The following is a 13,846-nucleotide window of genomic DNA, read 5'->3' on the forward strand; positions in this document are numbered from 1 at the left end:
ATGTATCGTGGCGCCGAGTGCAGGGAGACATTGAAGCTCGCCCATACGAAGGCGAATATCAAATACGCCGAGCGCCTGCGCGGCGAGATCCTGAACGCGATTCAGCTCAGGACTTTTTCATATGCGGAGTATTTCCCCGAATCGCCGCAGTTGAAAAGGCTGGGCATGCAGCCCAAGCAGCATCAAATGACCGTAGGCGACCTGATGGAAGATCAATTCCGATTGTATGAGCGCACGCTGTCGGCCAGAACCCTCGCAGTCTATCGCCGGATTTACCAGACAAAGCTCAAGCCGAAATGGGGGAAGGCCCTGCTTTCAGAAGCCACCCCGGCGGCACTTCGAGCATGGATTGGTGAAATGTCAGTCTCGGCACGATCAATTCGCCAAGTTCTTATCCCCCTTCGCGGGGCGTTTGATCTTGGGGTCAATGACGATCTGATAGAAAGCAACCCGCTGGACCGGGTGAAGCTGAAGAAAATCCTTGATAGGGACGCTCACGAAGCCAAGTCAGTGACCGATCCATTTAGCGCCGATGAAATCCAGGCGATTTTACGGGCTAGCGACGGGCAATGCCGCAATGTGTTCGCTTTCGCCTTTTCGACCGGCATGCGGCCAAGCGAGTACATTGCGCTCAAGTGGGGGTCTGTCGACTGGATCGAGCACACCATCAAGGTAGAGCGAACGAGGGTCAACGGCGACTCCAGGGATGAGGTGAAGACAAGGGCCGCGAAGCGGCTCATTGACATGCGACAAGGCGCTTTAGAGGCGCTTGTTGCGCAGCGACCACATACTGCACTTGCAAATGACGAAATATTCCATGATCCGATAACTGCTCATGGGTGGTTGACATCGCAGCGCGTGGCGCTGTTCTGGGAGGCGGCGCTAAAGCGAGCCGGCGTCAGATACCGCAACCTCTACCAAACGAGACATACTTTCGCGTCTACGTTGCTGTCGACTGGCGAGAATTTGTTCTATGTTGCCAAGCAGATGGGGCACACAGACACCACCATGATTACCCGGACATACGGGCGCTGGATAGAACAGGAAGATGGTGTCTTGCCGGTTTTTTACGAACGTGTCAACGCGAGGAAAAAGACAGCGGCACTGTAAATTTTTCGCCCACGTTTCGCCCATTTAAATTACAACCCTGCGCAAACCCGCATGGATACTAGCTATCAACCAGCGGGCGCAGATTATACAGAAGCTTGGACCTCCTGTCATTGCGGCATAGAAAAGATATTTAAGACCGACAAGGACGGCCTGGGTCTGGAGGGCGAACCAGCATAGACCCGGCCCGCCGATCTGCTCAAGACTTGGCGCCCTTGCCACCGGCACGGCGCCGGCGCGCCTCTTTCGGATCGGCCTGCAGGGGCCGGTAGACTTCCACCCGGTCCTGCGCGCGCAAGACGGTATCGAGCGTCTTTTTCTTGCCGTAGATGCCGACCATGTTGACCGCCAGGTCGATCTCGGGATGCTGCAATAGCAAGCCGCTGTGCTCGATCGCCTGCTGCACCGTGCTGCCGGGAGGCAGGTTCAGCGCGCGCAGGAAGGCCGCCTCGGGCAAGGCGTAGCAGACCTGCACCGCGAGGGACTCAGGCGCCGCCATAGACGGTCTCGGCGCGCTTGCAGAAGGAATCGACCATGCTGTTGGCGATCATGCCGAAGACGGGGCCGATGATCTGTTCGAGCACGCGGCTGGAAAACTCGTAGCGCAGGTCGAGTTCGATCTTGCAGGCGTCTTCGCGCAAGGCCTTGAAGGTCCATACGCCGTCGAGGGTCTTGAAAGGACCGTCCACCAGTTTCATCTTGATGGAGCTGAACGGCACGTTCTCGTTGGACGTGGTGAAGCTTTGGCGCACGCCGTGGTACTGTATGCCCACGCTGGCGACGACGGAGTGTTCGCCGCGTTCGCGTATCTCGACCGCGCCGCACCAGGGCAGGAATTTGGGATAATCCTCCACCGCCGCCACCAGCGCGAACATTTGTTCGGCGCTGTAGCCGAGAAAAACTGATTTATGTACTACTGCCATTGAAGAACCATTTGCTATGATGTTGGATACATTTGGATTTTATCGCGCTTGCGCGAGACAGTAGTTTAACCGACCCGCGCACATTTACCATTCTCATGACCATAGCAGACAATAGAAAAGCATTCCACGACTACTTCATCGAGGATCGCTACGAAGCCGGCATCGTGCTCGAAGGCTGGGAAGTCAAGGCCATCCGCGACGCCCGCGTGCAAATCAAGGAAGCATATGTCGTCGTCCGTGGCGACGAGTTGTTCCTGTTCGGCGCGCATATCAGCGCCCTGCCGACCGCCTCCACCCATATCCACCCGGAAGCGGTACGCACGCGCAAGCTGCTGCTGCACCGCACGGAAATGGACAAGCTGATCGGCAAGGTCGAGCGTTCCGGCTTCACCCTGGTGCCACTGAACCTGCACTACAAGGGCGGCCGCGTGAAATGCGAAATCGGCCTGGCCAAGGGCAAGAAGCAGCACGACAAGCGCGCGGCCGAACGCGATCGCGACGGCGCGCGCGAGGTGCAGGCGGCGATGAAGACGAACCGGCGCTGATCAGCCAGCGTCACCTTCCAGCAACCCGGCCAGGCGCCGGGTTTTATTTTGCCCGCGCCATGCGTGATCGCACCGACCATCGCCAGATGGCGTCAGCCAGAAAGGGAAAAACGGGAAGCGGCGATAATGGCACGCTATTCACAGCAACTGCCAGAGCGATAAGGAAAATATGGGAAGGAACTATTTGGCCTGCAAAACGAACGATTGCGGCAGATAAGCAGCTACGGATGCTTGCACACTGTTTTGCCGTCAAGATGAAACTGGCACAGCACAAGCATCCGAATACACGGCAATTACACTATTACACCTTCAGCAGGTCGCGCGATTTACCTGAATCGGTCCATTCCTTGACCCATTTAGGTTGACGGCCGCGGCCAGTCCATTGTTGCGAAGCATCGTTCGGATTGCGATAACGCACTGCTACCGTACCGGTTTTTGCACGGATACCGGTACCTACCAGATCTTTTACGGATACGCCCACGCTTTGCGCAATGGCCAGGATTTGTTCGCGCGCTTTGGACAGATCGTCATGCTCGCGTTTCTTCATCTGCTTCTTGATGTCGTCTTGCAGAGTACGCAGTTCCGACAGGGATAAACTGGACAGATCCATAATATTTCCTTTGTATGAGTTGAAAGACAGTGCTGAACACGTGAATTCTATCCAATTGTAACGCGATTGAGGAGCTTTTTTTTCGAAAATTGAATGTTTTTTGCAATTATTTTCATTCGCCAGTGCCATTATCATGACATCTGTGGCAAACATAAAACACTGCCGCCAGGTATTAACCTGGTATTCCCTGTAAAAACACCAGCATCGCCAACTTTCCCGTGATGCGCACAACCTTATCTTGCCATTAATTCTGAAGTATTTTTTGATTCATTGCAATTTATAGCCGTCATATAAGATAATTTATAAAAAAGCATGCCCGATTTATCTGCCATCCCCCAACCACAGCAGATGCAATCAAGGCACGCGACGATAGCCCGCAACGACGCACACTTTAATCGAAAAATCCAATTGATGGTGCACGCCAGGCGTAATACCTCAAACCACAATGCCAGCCGCGTTCCGCCAGACCAATTCCTGAGCATGCCAAATGCCGCCGCCGGTAGCGCAAGCGCACAATAAATCGATGCAAAAACGCCCGCAAAGGCGGGCGCGACTGACTATGCGATAAGCAGTCGATTACTATGGCAGCGCGACGCCGCCTTTCGGCGTTTGCGTTTTTACCACCTGCATGGCGGTGGCGATCAAACCGCTGATGTCGCCCAGATTGGCCGGTACAATAATCGAATTATTGGTTTTGGCCAGTTGCGCAAAAGCACCCACATACTGCTCCGCCACTTTCAGATTGACGGCGTCCTCGCCACCCGGCTCGCGGATGGCGGCGCCCACCTGGCGCAGCGCCTCGGCGCTGGCCTGCGCCAGTGCCACGATGGCGGTCGCCTGCCCTTCGGCGCGGTTGATCGAGGCCTGCTTTTCGCCTTCGGAGCGGGCAATCGCCGCTTCGCGCTCGCCGCTGGCGATATTGATCTGTTCCTGCTTGCGCCCTTCCGAAGCGGCGATCAGCGCGCGCTTTTCGCGTTCCGCCGTAATTTGCGCCTGCATCGCATGCAGGATTTCCTTCGGCGGCGTCAAATCCTTGATTTCATAACGCAATACCTTGACACCCCAATTGGCCGCCGATTCATCAATGGCATTGACGATGGCGGTATTGATATGGTCGCGCTCTTCAAAGGTTTTATCGAGTTCCATCTTGCCGATTACCGAGCGCAAGGTGGTTTGTGCCAGCTGCGTAATGGCGGCAATATAATTCGATGATCCATAGGAAGCGCGCATGGCGTCGGTAATCTGGAAATACAGAATGCCGTCGACCTGCAACTGCGTATTGTCACGCGTGATGCACACTTGTGGCGGCACATCGAGCGGAATCTCCTTGAGCACATGCTTGTAGGCGATACGGTCGACAAACGGCACCACGATATTGAGGCCAGGGCCCAGCACCGCATGGAATTTCCCCAACCGCTCCACCACCCATGCATGCTGCTGCGGCACCACATTGACGGTCTTGAAGACAAATACCAGTGCCAGCAATAACAAGATCAGCGACACGCTCCCGATGCTAATTTCCATAGTTTATTCTCCAGTGTTATCCAACAATCAAACGGCTGCCGCGCACGGCACGTATGGTGTAATGCCCCGCTTGCGTATCGCTGCCGGGCATCAATTCCACATCCCACAAAGCGCCCCGGTACATCACGCGCGCCACGCCATCGACCCAATGCGCGACCGCCACGCTTTGGCCAATATCCAGATTCACATTCGGATCCTGGGCCGCATCGCGGCGCGCCGCCTTGCCAAAACGGCTGCGGCGCAATAACAAGGTCGCCACCACGCCGACAACTGCGGCGCACAAGCCCTGCAGCGGGCCATTTGCCCCGGCCAATGCGGCCAGCGCGCCGGCGCTCATGCCGATGGCGATCATCAGCAGATAAAAGGTGCCGCTGAATAATTCCAGGATCAAGACGACGCCAGCGGCCACAAACCAGCCTATCCAATCGGCCATGATGTTTTCCTTTCAGTGAGCCGTTGCAGAAAAATAAAAACCCCCGTGACCGATTCAGGTGACGGGGGTTTTCAGAAAATTGCCAGATATTTATTCTTGCCTATACACCTATAAGTAACAGTCTAAAGCAATTTGCGCGTGCGTCAATAGCTGGCCGTCATTCATTTCACGCGGCGATTACTCTTCCAGCAGGCTGCGCAGCATCCACGCGGTTTTTTCATGCAGGTCCAGACGCTGCGTGATCAGGTCGGCGGTTGGCTGGTCGTTCGCTTTCTCCAGCAGCGGGAACAGGCGGCGCGCGGTGCGGGCCGTCGCTTCCTGGGCCGAGACCAGATGGCGCACCATGTCCAGCGCTGGCGGCACGCCGTCGATTTCCTTGATCGAGGCGAGCTTGACGAACTGGCTGTAGGTGCCTGGCGCAGGGTAGCCCAGCGCGCGGATACGTTCGGCGATCAGGTCCAGCGCGGCCCACTGTTCAGTGTACTGCGTCATGAACATCAGGTGCAGCGTGTTGAACATCGGACCCTTGACGTTCCAATGGAAGTTATGCGTCATCAGGTACAGAGTATAGCTGTCGGCCAGCAGGCCGGACAGGCCTTCCGCGATCTTCGCGCGGTCCGCTTCGGAAATGCCGATGTCGATTTTCGCCGCGCCGGTTTTCAGACTTGCTGTTGGTTTCTTGCTTGCCATATCTACTCCTGTCGTGTGTAAGTGGCACCATTTTAGCCGATCTTGCGCCAGCTCATCAGCGTGAGCCGTGCGACCGAAAAAAAACCCGCCGCCATCACTGGCCGCGGGTTTTTCATGGAGGACAAGAAGCCGCTTACGCTTTCAGCGCCGCCAGTTTTTGCCAGGTATCGATCACCGAATCCGGGTTCAGCGACATCGATTCGATGCCCTGCTCCATCAGCCAGACGGCAAAATCAGGATGATCCGAAGGACCCTGGCCGCAAATGCCGATGTACTTGCCGCGCGCCAGACAGGCCTTGATGGCCAGCGACAGCAGGGCTTTCACGGCAGGGTCGCGCTCGTCGAAGTCGGCGGCCAGCAATTCCATGCCGGAGTCGCGGTCCAGGCCCAGGGTCAGCTGGGTCAGGTCGTTCGAACCAATCGAGAAGCCGTCGAAATGGTCGAGGAACTGGTCGGCCAGGATGGCGTTCGACGGCACTTCGCACATCATGATGACACGCAAGTCGTTTTCGCCGCGCTTGAGGCCATTTTTTGCCAGCAGGTCGATCACTTTCTCGGCCTGCCCCAGGGTGCGCACGAACGGCACCATGATTTCCACGTTGGTCAGGCCCATGTCATTGCGCACGCGTTTCATCGCTTCGCATTCCATGTTGAACGCTTCGGAAAAATCGGCCGACAGGTAGCGCGCAGCGCCACGGAAGCCCAGCATCGGATTTTCTTCGTCCGGCTCGTAGCGCGAACCGCCAATGAGCTTCTTGTACTCGTTCGACTTGAAGTCGGACAGGCGCACGATGACCTTTTTAGGCCAGAACGCGGCGGCGATCGTCGCGATGCCTTCGGCCAGCTTGTCAATGTAAAACGCTTTTGGCGAGGCATGGCCACGCGCCACCGATTCAACCGCTTTTTTCAGGTCGGCGTCGATGTTCGGGTATTCGAGAATGGCGCGCGGGTGCACACCAATATTGTTATTGATGATGAATTCCAGGCGCGCCAGCCCCACGCCGGCGTTCGGCACCGACTGGAAGTCGAACGCCAGTTGTGGATTGCCGACGTTGAGCATGATCTTGGTGTCGAGCTTGGGCAGTTCGCCGCGCGACACTTCCGATACTTCCGTTTCCAGCAGGCCGTCGTAGATCTTGCCTTCGTCGCCTTCCGAGCACACCACGGTGACGAACGTGCCATCCTTCAGCACGTCGGTAGCGTTGCCGCAACCGACCACGGCCGGCACGCCCAGCTCACGTGCGATGATCGCCGCGTGGCAGGTGCGGCCACCACGATTGGTCACGATGGCCGAAGCGCGCTTCATGACCGGTTCCCAGTTCGGGTCGGTCATATCGGCCACCAGCACGTCGCCTGGCTGCACGCGTTCCATGTCGGCCGGGTCGTGAATCACGCGTACCGGGCCGGCGCCGATCTTCTGGCCGATGGCGCGGCCGGACGTCAGCACGGTACCGGTGCTTTTCAGCTTGAAGCGTTCCTGCACGTCGGTCGCCTTCTGCTGCGACTTGACCGTCTCGGGACGCGCCTGCAGGATGTACAGTTTGCCGTCGCGGCCATCCTTGCCCCACTCGATGTCCATCGGACGGCCGTAATGGTTTTCGATGATGACGGCGTATTTCGCCAGTTCCACCACTTCGCTGTCGTTCAGGGAATAGCGGTTGCGCATTTCGACCGGCACGTCGACGGTTTTCACGGAACGGCCAGCTTTCGCTTCATTCGTGAATTCCATCTTCAGCAGCTTGGAGCCGATATTGCGGCGGATCACAGGCGACTTGCCTTTTTCCAGCATCGGCTTGTGCACATAGAATTCGTCGGGGTTGACGGCGCCCTGCACCACGGTCTCGCCCAGGCCATAGCTGGAGGTAACGAACACCACGTCCTTGAAGCCGGACTCGGTATCGATGGTAAACATCACGCCGGCCGCGCCCAGGTCCGAGCGCACCATGCGCTGCACGCCGGCCGACAAAGCCACTTCGGCGTGGGTAAAGCCCTTGTGCACGCGATAGGAGATGGCGCGGTCGTTGTACAGCGACGCGAACACCTGCTTCATGGCGTCCAACACATTGTCGATGCCAACGACGTTGAGGAAGGTTTCCTGCTGGCCAGCAAACGACGCATCCGGCAAGTCTTCCGCAGTAGCGGACGAGCGCACGGCAAACGACATTTCGGTATCGGAATCGGCCACCAGTTTGGTGTAGAAAGCGTCGATTTCGGCTGCCAGGCGGGGCTGGAACGGTGTTTCGACGATCCACTGGCGGATCTCGGCGCCAGCTTGCGCCAGGGAGCGCACGTCGTCGATATCGAGGCCTTCAAGGCGGTCGGCGATGCGCTGGGCCAGCGGCAAGCCGCCGTTGGCGCCATAGGCGAGGAAGTCGCGGAACGCTTGCGCGGTGGTGGCGAAACCACCTGGCACGCGCACGCCGGCTTCGGCCAGCTGGCTGATCATCTCGCCCAGCGAGGCGTTCTTGCCGCCGACGGATTCGACATCGGTCATGCGCAAATGTTCGAACGAGGCGACGTACACCGCGTTTCCATCGGCTTCCTGAACTTGCTGTTGCTGCTCCTGCAATGCTGCGTTGGTCATAATGACACCCTTACTGATTAGAAATCTTTAGGCGCGGCGCACAGACAGTCTTCTTGTTATTCTTGGCGTCGTGCAGCACAATCAATACCGTTCCAGCCATTTTACCTTGTGCGGCGCGAATTGACGACGCACAATCTTGATCCGAAAACCATGACAACCGACCCACGCCCCCCCCTGCCCTCGGCGGCCCGCACCGTCTTCTTCGTCTCCGACGGCACCGGCATCACCGCCGAGACCTTCGGCCATTCCGTATTGTCGCAGTTCGAATTGCGCTTTCGACAGGTGCGACTGCCCTTCATCGACACCATGGACAAGGCCCATGACGCGGCGCGCAAGATTAACGAAGCGTTCGCCAGCGACGGCCGGCGGCCGATCATTTTCTCGACCCTGGTGAAAGCCGACCTGTCGGCCGTGATCCGCAAGTCCAGCGGCATGCACATGGACCTGATCCAGACGTTCGTCGCTCCTCTGGAGCAGGAACTGGGCGTGATGTCGACCCATACCATCGGCCGCTCGCACAATATCGTCGACAGCGAAGAGTACAAAAACCGCATCGAGGCGATCAATTATTCGCTGGCCCACGACGACGGCCAGTCGCATAAAAACCTGTCCTCGGCCGACGTGATCCTGGTGGGCGTATCGCGCTCGGGCAAGACGCCGACCAGCCTGTATCTGGCCATGCAATACGGCATCAAGGCGGCCAACTATCCCTTGATTCCCGACGATTTCGAGCGCGACAAGCTGCCATCGGCCTTATATGAATTCAAGAATAAAATTTTCGGATTGAGCATTACGCCCGAACGTTTGTCGGAAATACGCAACGAAAGGCGGGCTGGCAGCAAGTATGCAGCGCTTGAAAACTGCCGCTACGAGGTCAACGAAGCGGAAAAAATGATGAAACGCGAGGGTATCCGGTGGCTGTCATCGACCACCAAGTCGATCGAGGAGATCTCGACGACGATCCTGCAGGAGATCAAGCCGAATCGACGCGAGTATTGATACTGGAAACCGGCCATCGCAGTGAACTGTTCATGCCGGACGCAGGTCGCGGCATGATCGCTTACCCATGATGGCCGGAACCAGAGATCAGCCAGACAAGCTGTTACAGATTCGGGACGGGCACTTGCTGCTGGATGCTCACCAACATGTACCCGCTCTTCGCATTGCCAGCCACCTTGCCCCATCCCGCCGCTGTGCCCATTTCGAACATCATTTCAGCGCCTTCGGCCAGAGCGAATGCAATGACGAACATGGCGAAATCGTACCTGAACCAGGCGACCTGCTGCAGCGGAGCGCCACTCGATGCCCACCATACCGTCTGGTTCCCCTGCGCATCCACCTTGACCTCAAGAGCAGGCACAAAAGAGAAGGGGGTTGGCACACCCTGCACCATAAGCGAAGGAAGCTGAGCGTAATATATGCCGTCCCACACTGCGAAATTCACCGGTGCAAACGGCGACACGCCTTGTGCCTGGCCTGCGTAGCCGGTGATCGTCCCGCGCACCTGCATCCCCCCTGTCGTCGGGGTAAAATCCAGACTTGCCACCGTCCCCGTCTGGCCGGTAATCACCAGTGTGTTGCTGTCGAGCGCGCACGCACTCGCAGGATATTGGGTCGAGTTCAATCCATCAGTAGAGATCGTGACGCTGGCATCATAGGAGACACTCCCACCTGCCGACGTCATGCTGGTGTCAACCGTGATAAAGGCGCCCGCAACATTGGGCAAGGGATAGTAGCCCGTGTATGGCACCAGGGCTTGTGCGGTGGATGGCAAGTTTGAAAGCATGGAAGTCCGATCAAATTTGAAGTTGGGATAACAAGTCTACCCAATTTTCTTGATAGAAAAAACACTATCCCCGGTATCCATGGATTTTATTTTCTGAAGCGAACCTGAGTGCGTCCAAGGGTTCAGCGAGCCTCTGCTCCCGGCGCGATCACCAGGCTGCCAGTTCCTCTTTCATGGTGCTGATGGTCACCGTGGCGCAACGTGGCGCCACCAGGCCTCGTCACGCGCCCCACCGCCAGCAAGCAGAGGGAACGGCATGGCGAACCTTGGTCAGGACTGGTTCTGGCGCACCTGCTCGAAGAAGCAGACGGCCGCGCAGGCGGCCACATTCAGCGACTCGACCTGACCCAGGTGCGGTATCACCACCTGGTGCGTGGCCATGGACAGCAGGTCGTCGGCCACGCCCTGCCCTTCGTGGCCGAACAGCCAGGCCACCGGCTGGCGCAGGTCGACGTCGTACAATTGCTGCGTGGCGTAGCCGCTGGTGGCCAAAGTCGCCACCTGCGCGTTCGACACCAGCGCGGCCAGGTCGACGTTTTCAAAGATATCGAGCACGAAGTGCGCGCCCATGGCCGCGCGCAGCACCTTGGGCGACCAGCAAAATGCCGTGCCGGCGCTGCAATAGACTTGCGTGATGCCGGCTGCGGCCGCGCTGCGCAAAATCGACCCCACATTGCCCGGGTCCTGCAGGTTATCGAGCAGCACCGCCGACACCGTCAACGGCGCCGTGACAAAGCGTTCGGGCGTCTCGATCAGGAACATCGCGCCGACGCCGTGTTCCACCTGGCTGACCGCGTTGTACAGCGCATCGGGCAGTCCCAGCACATGGGCGCGCCGGCTTTCCAGCTGGCCGACGATCTCCATCACTTCCGGATTGCGCAGCGCGCTTTCGCTGACGATGCACTGTTCGGGCAGGCCGCGCAGCTGCAAATAGGACTGGCACAGATGCACGCCGTCGAGCAGGGTGCGGCCCGACTTGCGCCGCGCCTGCGCGCTGCCGGCCAGTTTCAGCAACTCCTTGTACTGCGCGTTGTCGCGCGAGGTGATGGTCTTCATGCCGCCACCGCCTGCGCACCAAACAGCTCGATCACCTGGCGCACGGGCGCGAATGAGCGGCGATGCACCGGGGATGCGCCGTGCAGATGCAATCGCTCGATATGCAGCCTGGTGCCATAACCCTTGTGCTGGTCGAAGCAGTACTCGGGATATTGTGCATGCAGCCGCACCAGCGCCGCGTCGCGCGCCGTCTTGGCCAGGATCGAAGCGGCCGAAATCGAGTCGACCTTGTCGTCGCCGCCGATGATGGCCATGGTGCGGATCGGCATCACGGGGCAGCGGTTGCCGTCGATCAGAGCCAGGGTCGGGATGGTCGCCAGCGCTTCGACGGCGCGGCGCATGGCCAGCATCGACGCCTGCAAGATGTTCAGGCGGTCGATCTCTTCTTCGGACGCCTCGGCGATCGCCCAGGCCAGCGCCTTGGCGCGGATCTGCGGCGCCAGCAGGTCGCGCCTGGCTTCAGAGAGTTTTTTCGAGTCGCGCAAGCCGTCGATGGGCTGCTGCGGGTCGAGGATCACGGCGGCGGCAAACACGGGGCCGGCCAGCGGGCCGCGCCCTGCCTCGTCGACGCCGCAAATGATTTCATCGAGCGAGAATGGCAGGTCGTCAAACAGGCCAGGATAGATATTTTTCACGTTGAATCTTTTTCAGTTACTTGTTGGCGGCGATGACCTGCATTACCGCGCCGGCGCTTTCGCGCGCACTGTCGCGCAGCAGGCTGTGGTGCATGTCGGTAAAACGCTGCACCAGGCGCAAACGGCCCGGAATATCGCTCAGTTGCCGCCACACGGCATCGGCCAATGCTTCGGGACTGGCGGCGTTTTGCAGCAACTCCGGCACCAGGTAGTCGCGCGCCAGGATATTGGGCAGGCCGATCCACGGCTGGTAGCCCATGTGGCGCATGATTTCCCACGAGGCGCGCATCATCTTGTAGGCGATCACCATCGGTTTTTTGTACAGCGCCACTTCCAGCGAGGCCGTGCCCGAGGCGACGAGCACCGCGTCGGCCGCGCAGATGGCGGTGTGCGAGCCACCGTCCGTCAGCAAGATGTCGACGTCCTGCAAGCCGGCCTCCCGCACCAGTTGCAGGAAATACTGACGCTGCTTTTCGCCGGCCATCGGCGCGACAAAGCGCAAGGAGCGGTCGCGCGCCAGCAGCAGCTTGCAGGCCGATACGAACGCCACCGTATTGTATTTGAGCTCGCCCATGCGGCTGCCCGGCATCAGGGTCACCACGTTAGCGTCGTCAGGCAAGCCGAGGGTGCGGCGAGCGGCCGCTTCGTCCGGCTGCAGGGGGATCATCTCGGCCAGTGGATGGCCGACATAGGTCACCGGCACGCCAGCGTTGCGGTAGATGGCTTCCTCGAACGGGAAAATCACCAGCATATGCGAGACGGCCTTGATGATCTTCTTGATGCGCCCGCCGCGCCAGGCCCAGATCTGCGGCCCGATATAGTGCACGGTGGGGATGCCGGCCGCTTTCAGCTGCTGTTCCAGCCCCAGGTTGAAGCCCGGGTAGTCGGCGCCGATAAACACGGCCGGCCGCTCGGCCAGCAGCTGGTCGCGCAGCGCATTCTGGATGCCCTTGATTTCACGATAGCGGGGAATGATCTCGAACAGCCCGCGCACCGTCAGTTTTTCCAGCGGCCAGTCGGACACAAAACCGTGTTCGGCCATATGCGCGCCGCCAATGCCGTGAAAGCGCGCACCGGGCAGTTGCGGCGCCAGGCCGGACAGCAGCCGGCTGGCCAGCAGGTCGCCCGATACCTCGCCGGCGACCATGGCGACGGAGAGCTTATCGAACGATGCCACGCGAGGCCACGCCCAAAAATTCGCGCATGGCGCCGATATGTTCAGCCACCTCAGGCGTGGAACCTTGCTCTTCCTCGAACAGCGCCGCCTTGGCGTCTTCCAGCGTCAGGCCTGAACGGTAGATCAGCTTGTAGGCGGTGCGGATGCCGTTGATCTGCTCGCGCGTAAAACCGCGTCGTTTCAAGCCTTCGATATTGACGCCGTGGGCGGCCGCCGGATTACCATTGAGCAGTACGAACGGCGGCACGTCCTGGGTCAGGCTGGTGCTCATGCCGACAAAGGCGTGCGCGCCGATCTTGCAGAACTGGTGCACGTTGGCAAAACCGCTCATGATGACCCAGTCGCCGATTTCCACATGGCCCGCCAGCTGCGCGTTGTTCGAGAAAATCGTGTGGCTGCCCACCTGGCAGTCGTGCGCCAGGTGCACATAGGCCGAGATCCAGTTGTCATTGCCCAGGCGCGTCACGCCGCCGCCCTGCACCGTGCCGGTATTGAAGGTGCAAAACTCGCGAATGGTATTGCCGTCGCCAATTTCCAGGCGGGTCGCTTCGCCCCCCCATTTTTTATCCTGCGGCTGCGCGCCGATCGAGGAAAACTGGAACAGGTGGTTATCCTTGCCGATGCTGGTGTGACCGTCAATCACCACATGCGGGCCGACCCTGGTGCCGGAGCCTATGCGCACGTGCGGCCCGATGATGGCGTACGGGCCCACCTCGACCGAGCTGTCGAGTTCGGCCTTCGGATCGATCACGGCCGTGGAATGGATGGCCGCCATT

The 13,846-nt window shown here is 59.1% G+C and carries 15 protein-coding genes; 3 read left to right on the plus strand and 12 right to left on the minus strand.

The window, feature by feature from the left end; genetic code table 11:
* On the plus strand, window positions 1-1,110 hold the full coding sequence (locus CD932_RS19080) for a site-specific integrase (protein ID WP_254926670.1): 1,110 nt from the start codon (window positions 1-3) through the stop codon (window positions 1,108-1,110).
* Window positions 1,111-1,306: 196 nt separating this feature from the next.
* Here the strand turns inward: CD932_RS19080 and CD932_RS19085 are convergent, their stop codons facing one another.
* Window positions 1,307-1,606 (minus strand): RnfH family protein, encoded by a 300-nt coding sequence (locus CD932_RS19085; protein WP_094444327.1) that lies wholly within the window; start codon window positions 1,604-1,606, stop codon window positions 1,307-1,309.
* Window positions 1,593-2,030 (minus strand): type II toxin-antitoxin system RatA family toxin, encoded by a 438-nt coding sequence (locus CD932_RS19090; RefSeq protein ID WP_094444328.1) that lies wholly within the window; start codon window positions 2,028-2,030, stop codon window positions 1,593-1,595. Before CD932_RS19090 ends, CD932_RS19085 begins: the two co-directional genes overlap by 14 nt.
* A 95-nt stretch (window positions 2,031-2,125) precedes the next feature.
* Here CD932_RS19090 and smpB point away from each other — a divergent pair, with 95 nt between their 5' ends.
* Window positions 2,126-2,575: an SsrA-binding protein SmpB gene (gene smpB, locus CD932_RS19095; RefSeq protein ID WP_094444329.1), complete on the plus strand. Its 450-nt coding sequence runs from the start codon at window positions 2,126-2,128 to the stop codon at window positions 2,573-2,575.
* Between the two features lie 301 nt (window positions 2,576-2,876).
* Here smpB and CD932_RS19100 read toward each other — a convergent pair whose 3' ends face one another.
* The 5 genes from CD932_RS19100 to ppsA all read right to left on the minus strand — a co-directional run bounded on the left by CD932_RS19100 (window position 2,877) and on the right by ppsA (window position 8,416).
* On the minus strand, window positions 2,877-3,185 hold the full coding sequence (locus tag CD932_RS19100; RefSeq protein WP_094444330.1) for an H-NS family nucleoid-associated regulatory protein: 309 nt from the start codon (window positions 3,183-3,185) through the stop codon (window positions 2,877-2,879).
* A 579-nt stretch (window positions 3,186-3,764) separates the two neighbouring features.
* Window positions 3,765-4,709, minus strand: coding sequence for an SPFH domain-containing protein (locus tag CD932_RS19105; protein ID WP_094444331.1), 945 nt, complete (start codon window positions 4,707-4,709; stop codon window positions 3,765-3,767).
* A 16-nt stretch (window positions 4,710-4,725) separates the two neighbouring features.
* Entirely contained in the window at window positions 4,726-5,142 is a 417-nt protein-coding gene (locus tag CD932_RS19110) for an NfeD family protein (RefSeq protein WP_094444332.1), read from the minus strand.
* 177 nt (window positions 5,143-5,319) lie between these two features.
* On the minus strand, window positions 5,320-5,832 hold the full coding sequence (locus CD932_RS19115) for a Dps family protein (protein WP_094444333.1): 513 nt from the start codon (window positions 5,830-5,832) through the stop codon (window positions 5,320-5,322).
* Between the two features lie 133 nt (window positions 5,833-5,965).
* Entirely contained in the window at window positions 5,966-8,416 is a 2,451-nt protein-coding gene (gene ppsA, locus CD932_RS19120; protein ID WP_094444334.1) for a phosphoenolpyruvate synthase, read from the minus strand.
* Window positions 8,417-8,566: 150 nt separating this feature from the next.
* Here ppsA and CD932_RS19125 point away from each other — a divergent pair, with 150 nt between their 5' ends.
* The gene (locus CD932_RS19125; protein ID WP_094444335.1) at window positions 8,567-9,415 is read left to right on the plus strand and encodes a pyruvate, water dikinase regulatory protein; all 849 of its coding nucleotides are present in this window, start codon (window positions 8,567-8,569) and stop codon (window positions 9,413-9,415) included.
* A 103-nt stretch (window positions 9,416-9,518) separates the two neighbouring features.
* Here CD932_RS19125 and CD932_RS19130 read toward each other — a convergent pair whose 3' ends face one another.
* The 5 genes from CD932_RS19130 to lpxA form a co-directional block, all read right to left on the minus strand.
* Window positions 9,519-10,202: a hypothetical protein gene (locus tag CD932_RS19130; RefSeq protein ID WP_094444336.1), complete on the minus strand. Its 684-nt coding sequence runs from the start codon at window positions 10,200-10,202 to the stop codon at window positions 9,519-9,521.
* 270 nt (window positions 10,203-10,472) lie between these two features.
* Complete coding sequence (locus CD932_RS19135) at window positions 10,473-11,258, minus strand: RNA methyltransferase (RefSeq protein ID WP_094444337.1); 786 nt, start codon at window positions 11,256-11,258, stop codon at window positions 10,473-10,475.
* Entirely contained in the window at window positions 11,255-11,893 is a 639-nt protein-coding gene (rnhB, locus tag CD932_RS19140; RefSeq protein WP_094444338.1) for a ribonuclease HII, read from the minus strand. Before rnhB ends, CD932_RS19135 begins: the two co-directional genes overlap by 4 nt.
* A 16-nt stretch (window positions 11,894-11,909) precedes the next feature.
* Window positions 11,910-13,070 (minus strand): lipid-A-disaccharide synthase, encoded by a 1,161-nt coding sequence (gene lpxB, locus CD932_RS19145; protein WP_254926671.1) that lies wholly within the window; start codon window positions 13,068-13,070, stop codon window positions 11,910-11,912.
* Window positions 13,054-13,845 (minus strand): acyl-ACP--UDP-N-acetylglucosamine O-acyltransferase, encoded by a 792-nt coding sequence (lpxA, locus tag CD932_RS19150; protein ID WP_094444340.1) that lies wholly within the window; start codon window positions 13,843-13,845, stop codon window positions 13,054-13,056. Before lpxA ends, lpxB begins: the two co-directional genes overlap by 17 nt.
* Window position 13,846 lies beyond the last annotated feature (1 nt).

The sequence above is a fragment of the Janthinobacterium sp. PC23-8 genome (assembly GCF_002250505.1).
In the GTDB taxonomy this organism is placed as follows: Bacteria; Pseudomonadota; Gammaproteobacteria; order Burkholderiales; family Burkholderiaceae_D; genus Janthinobacterium.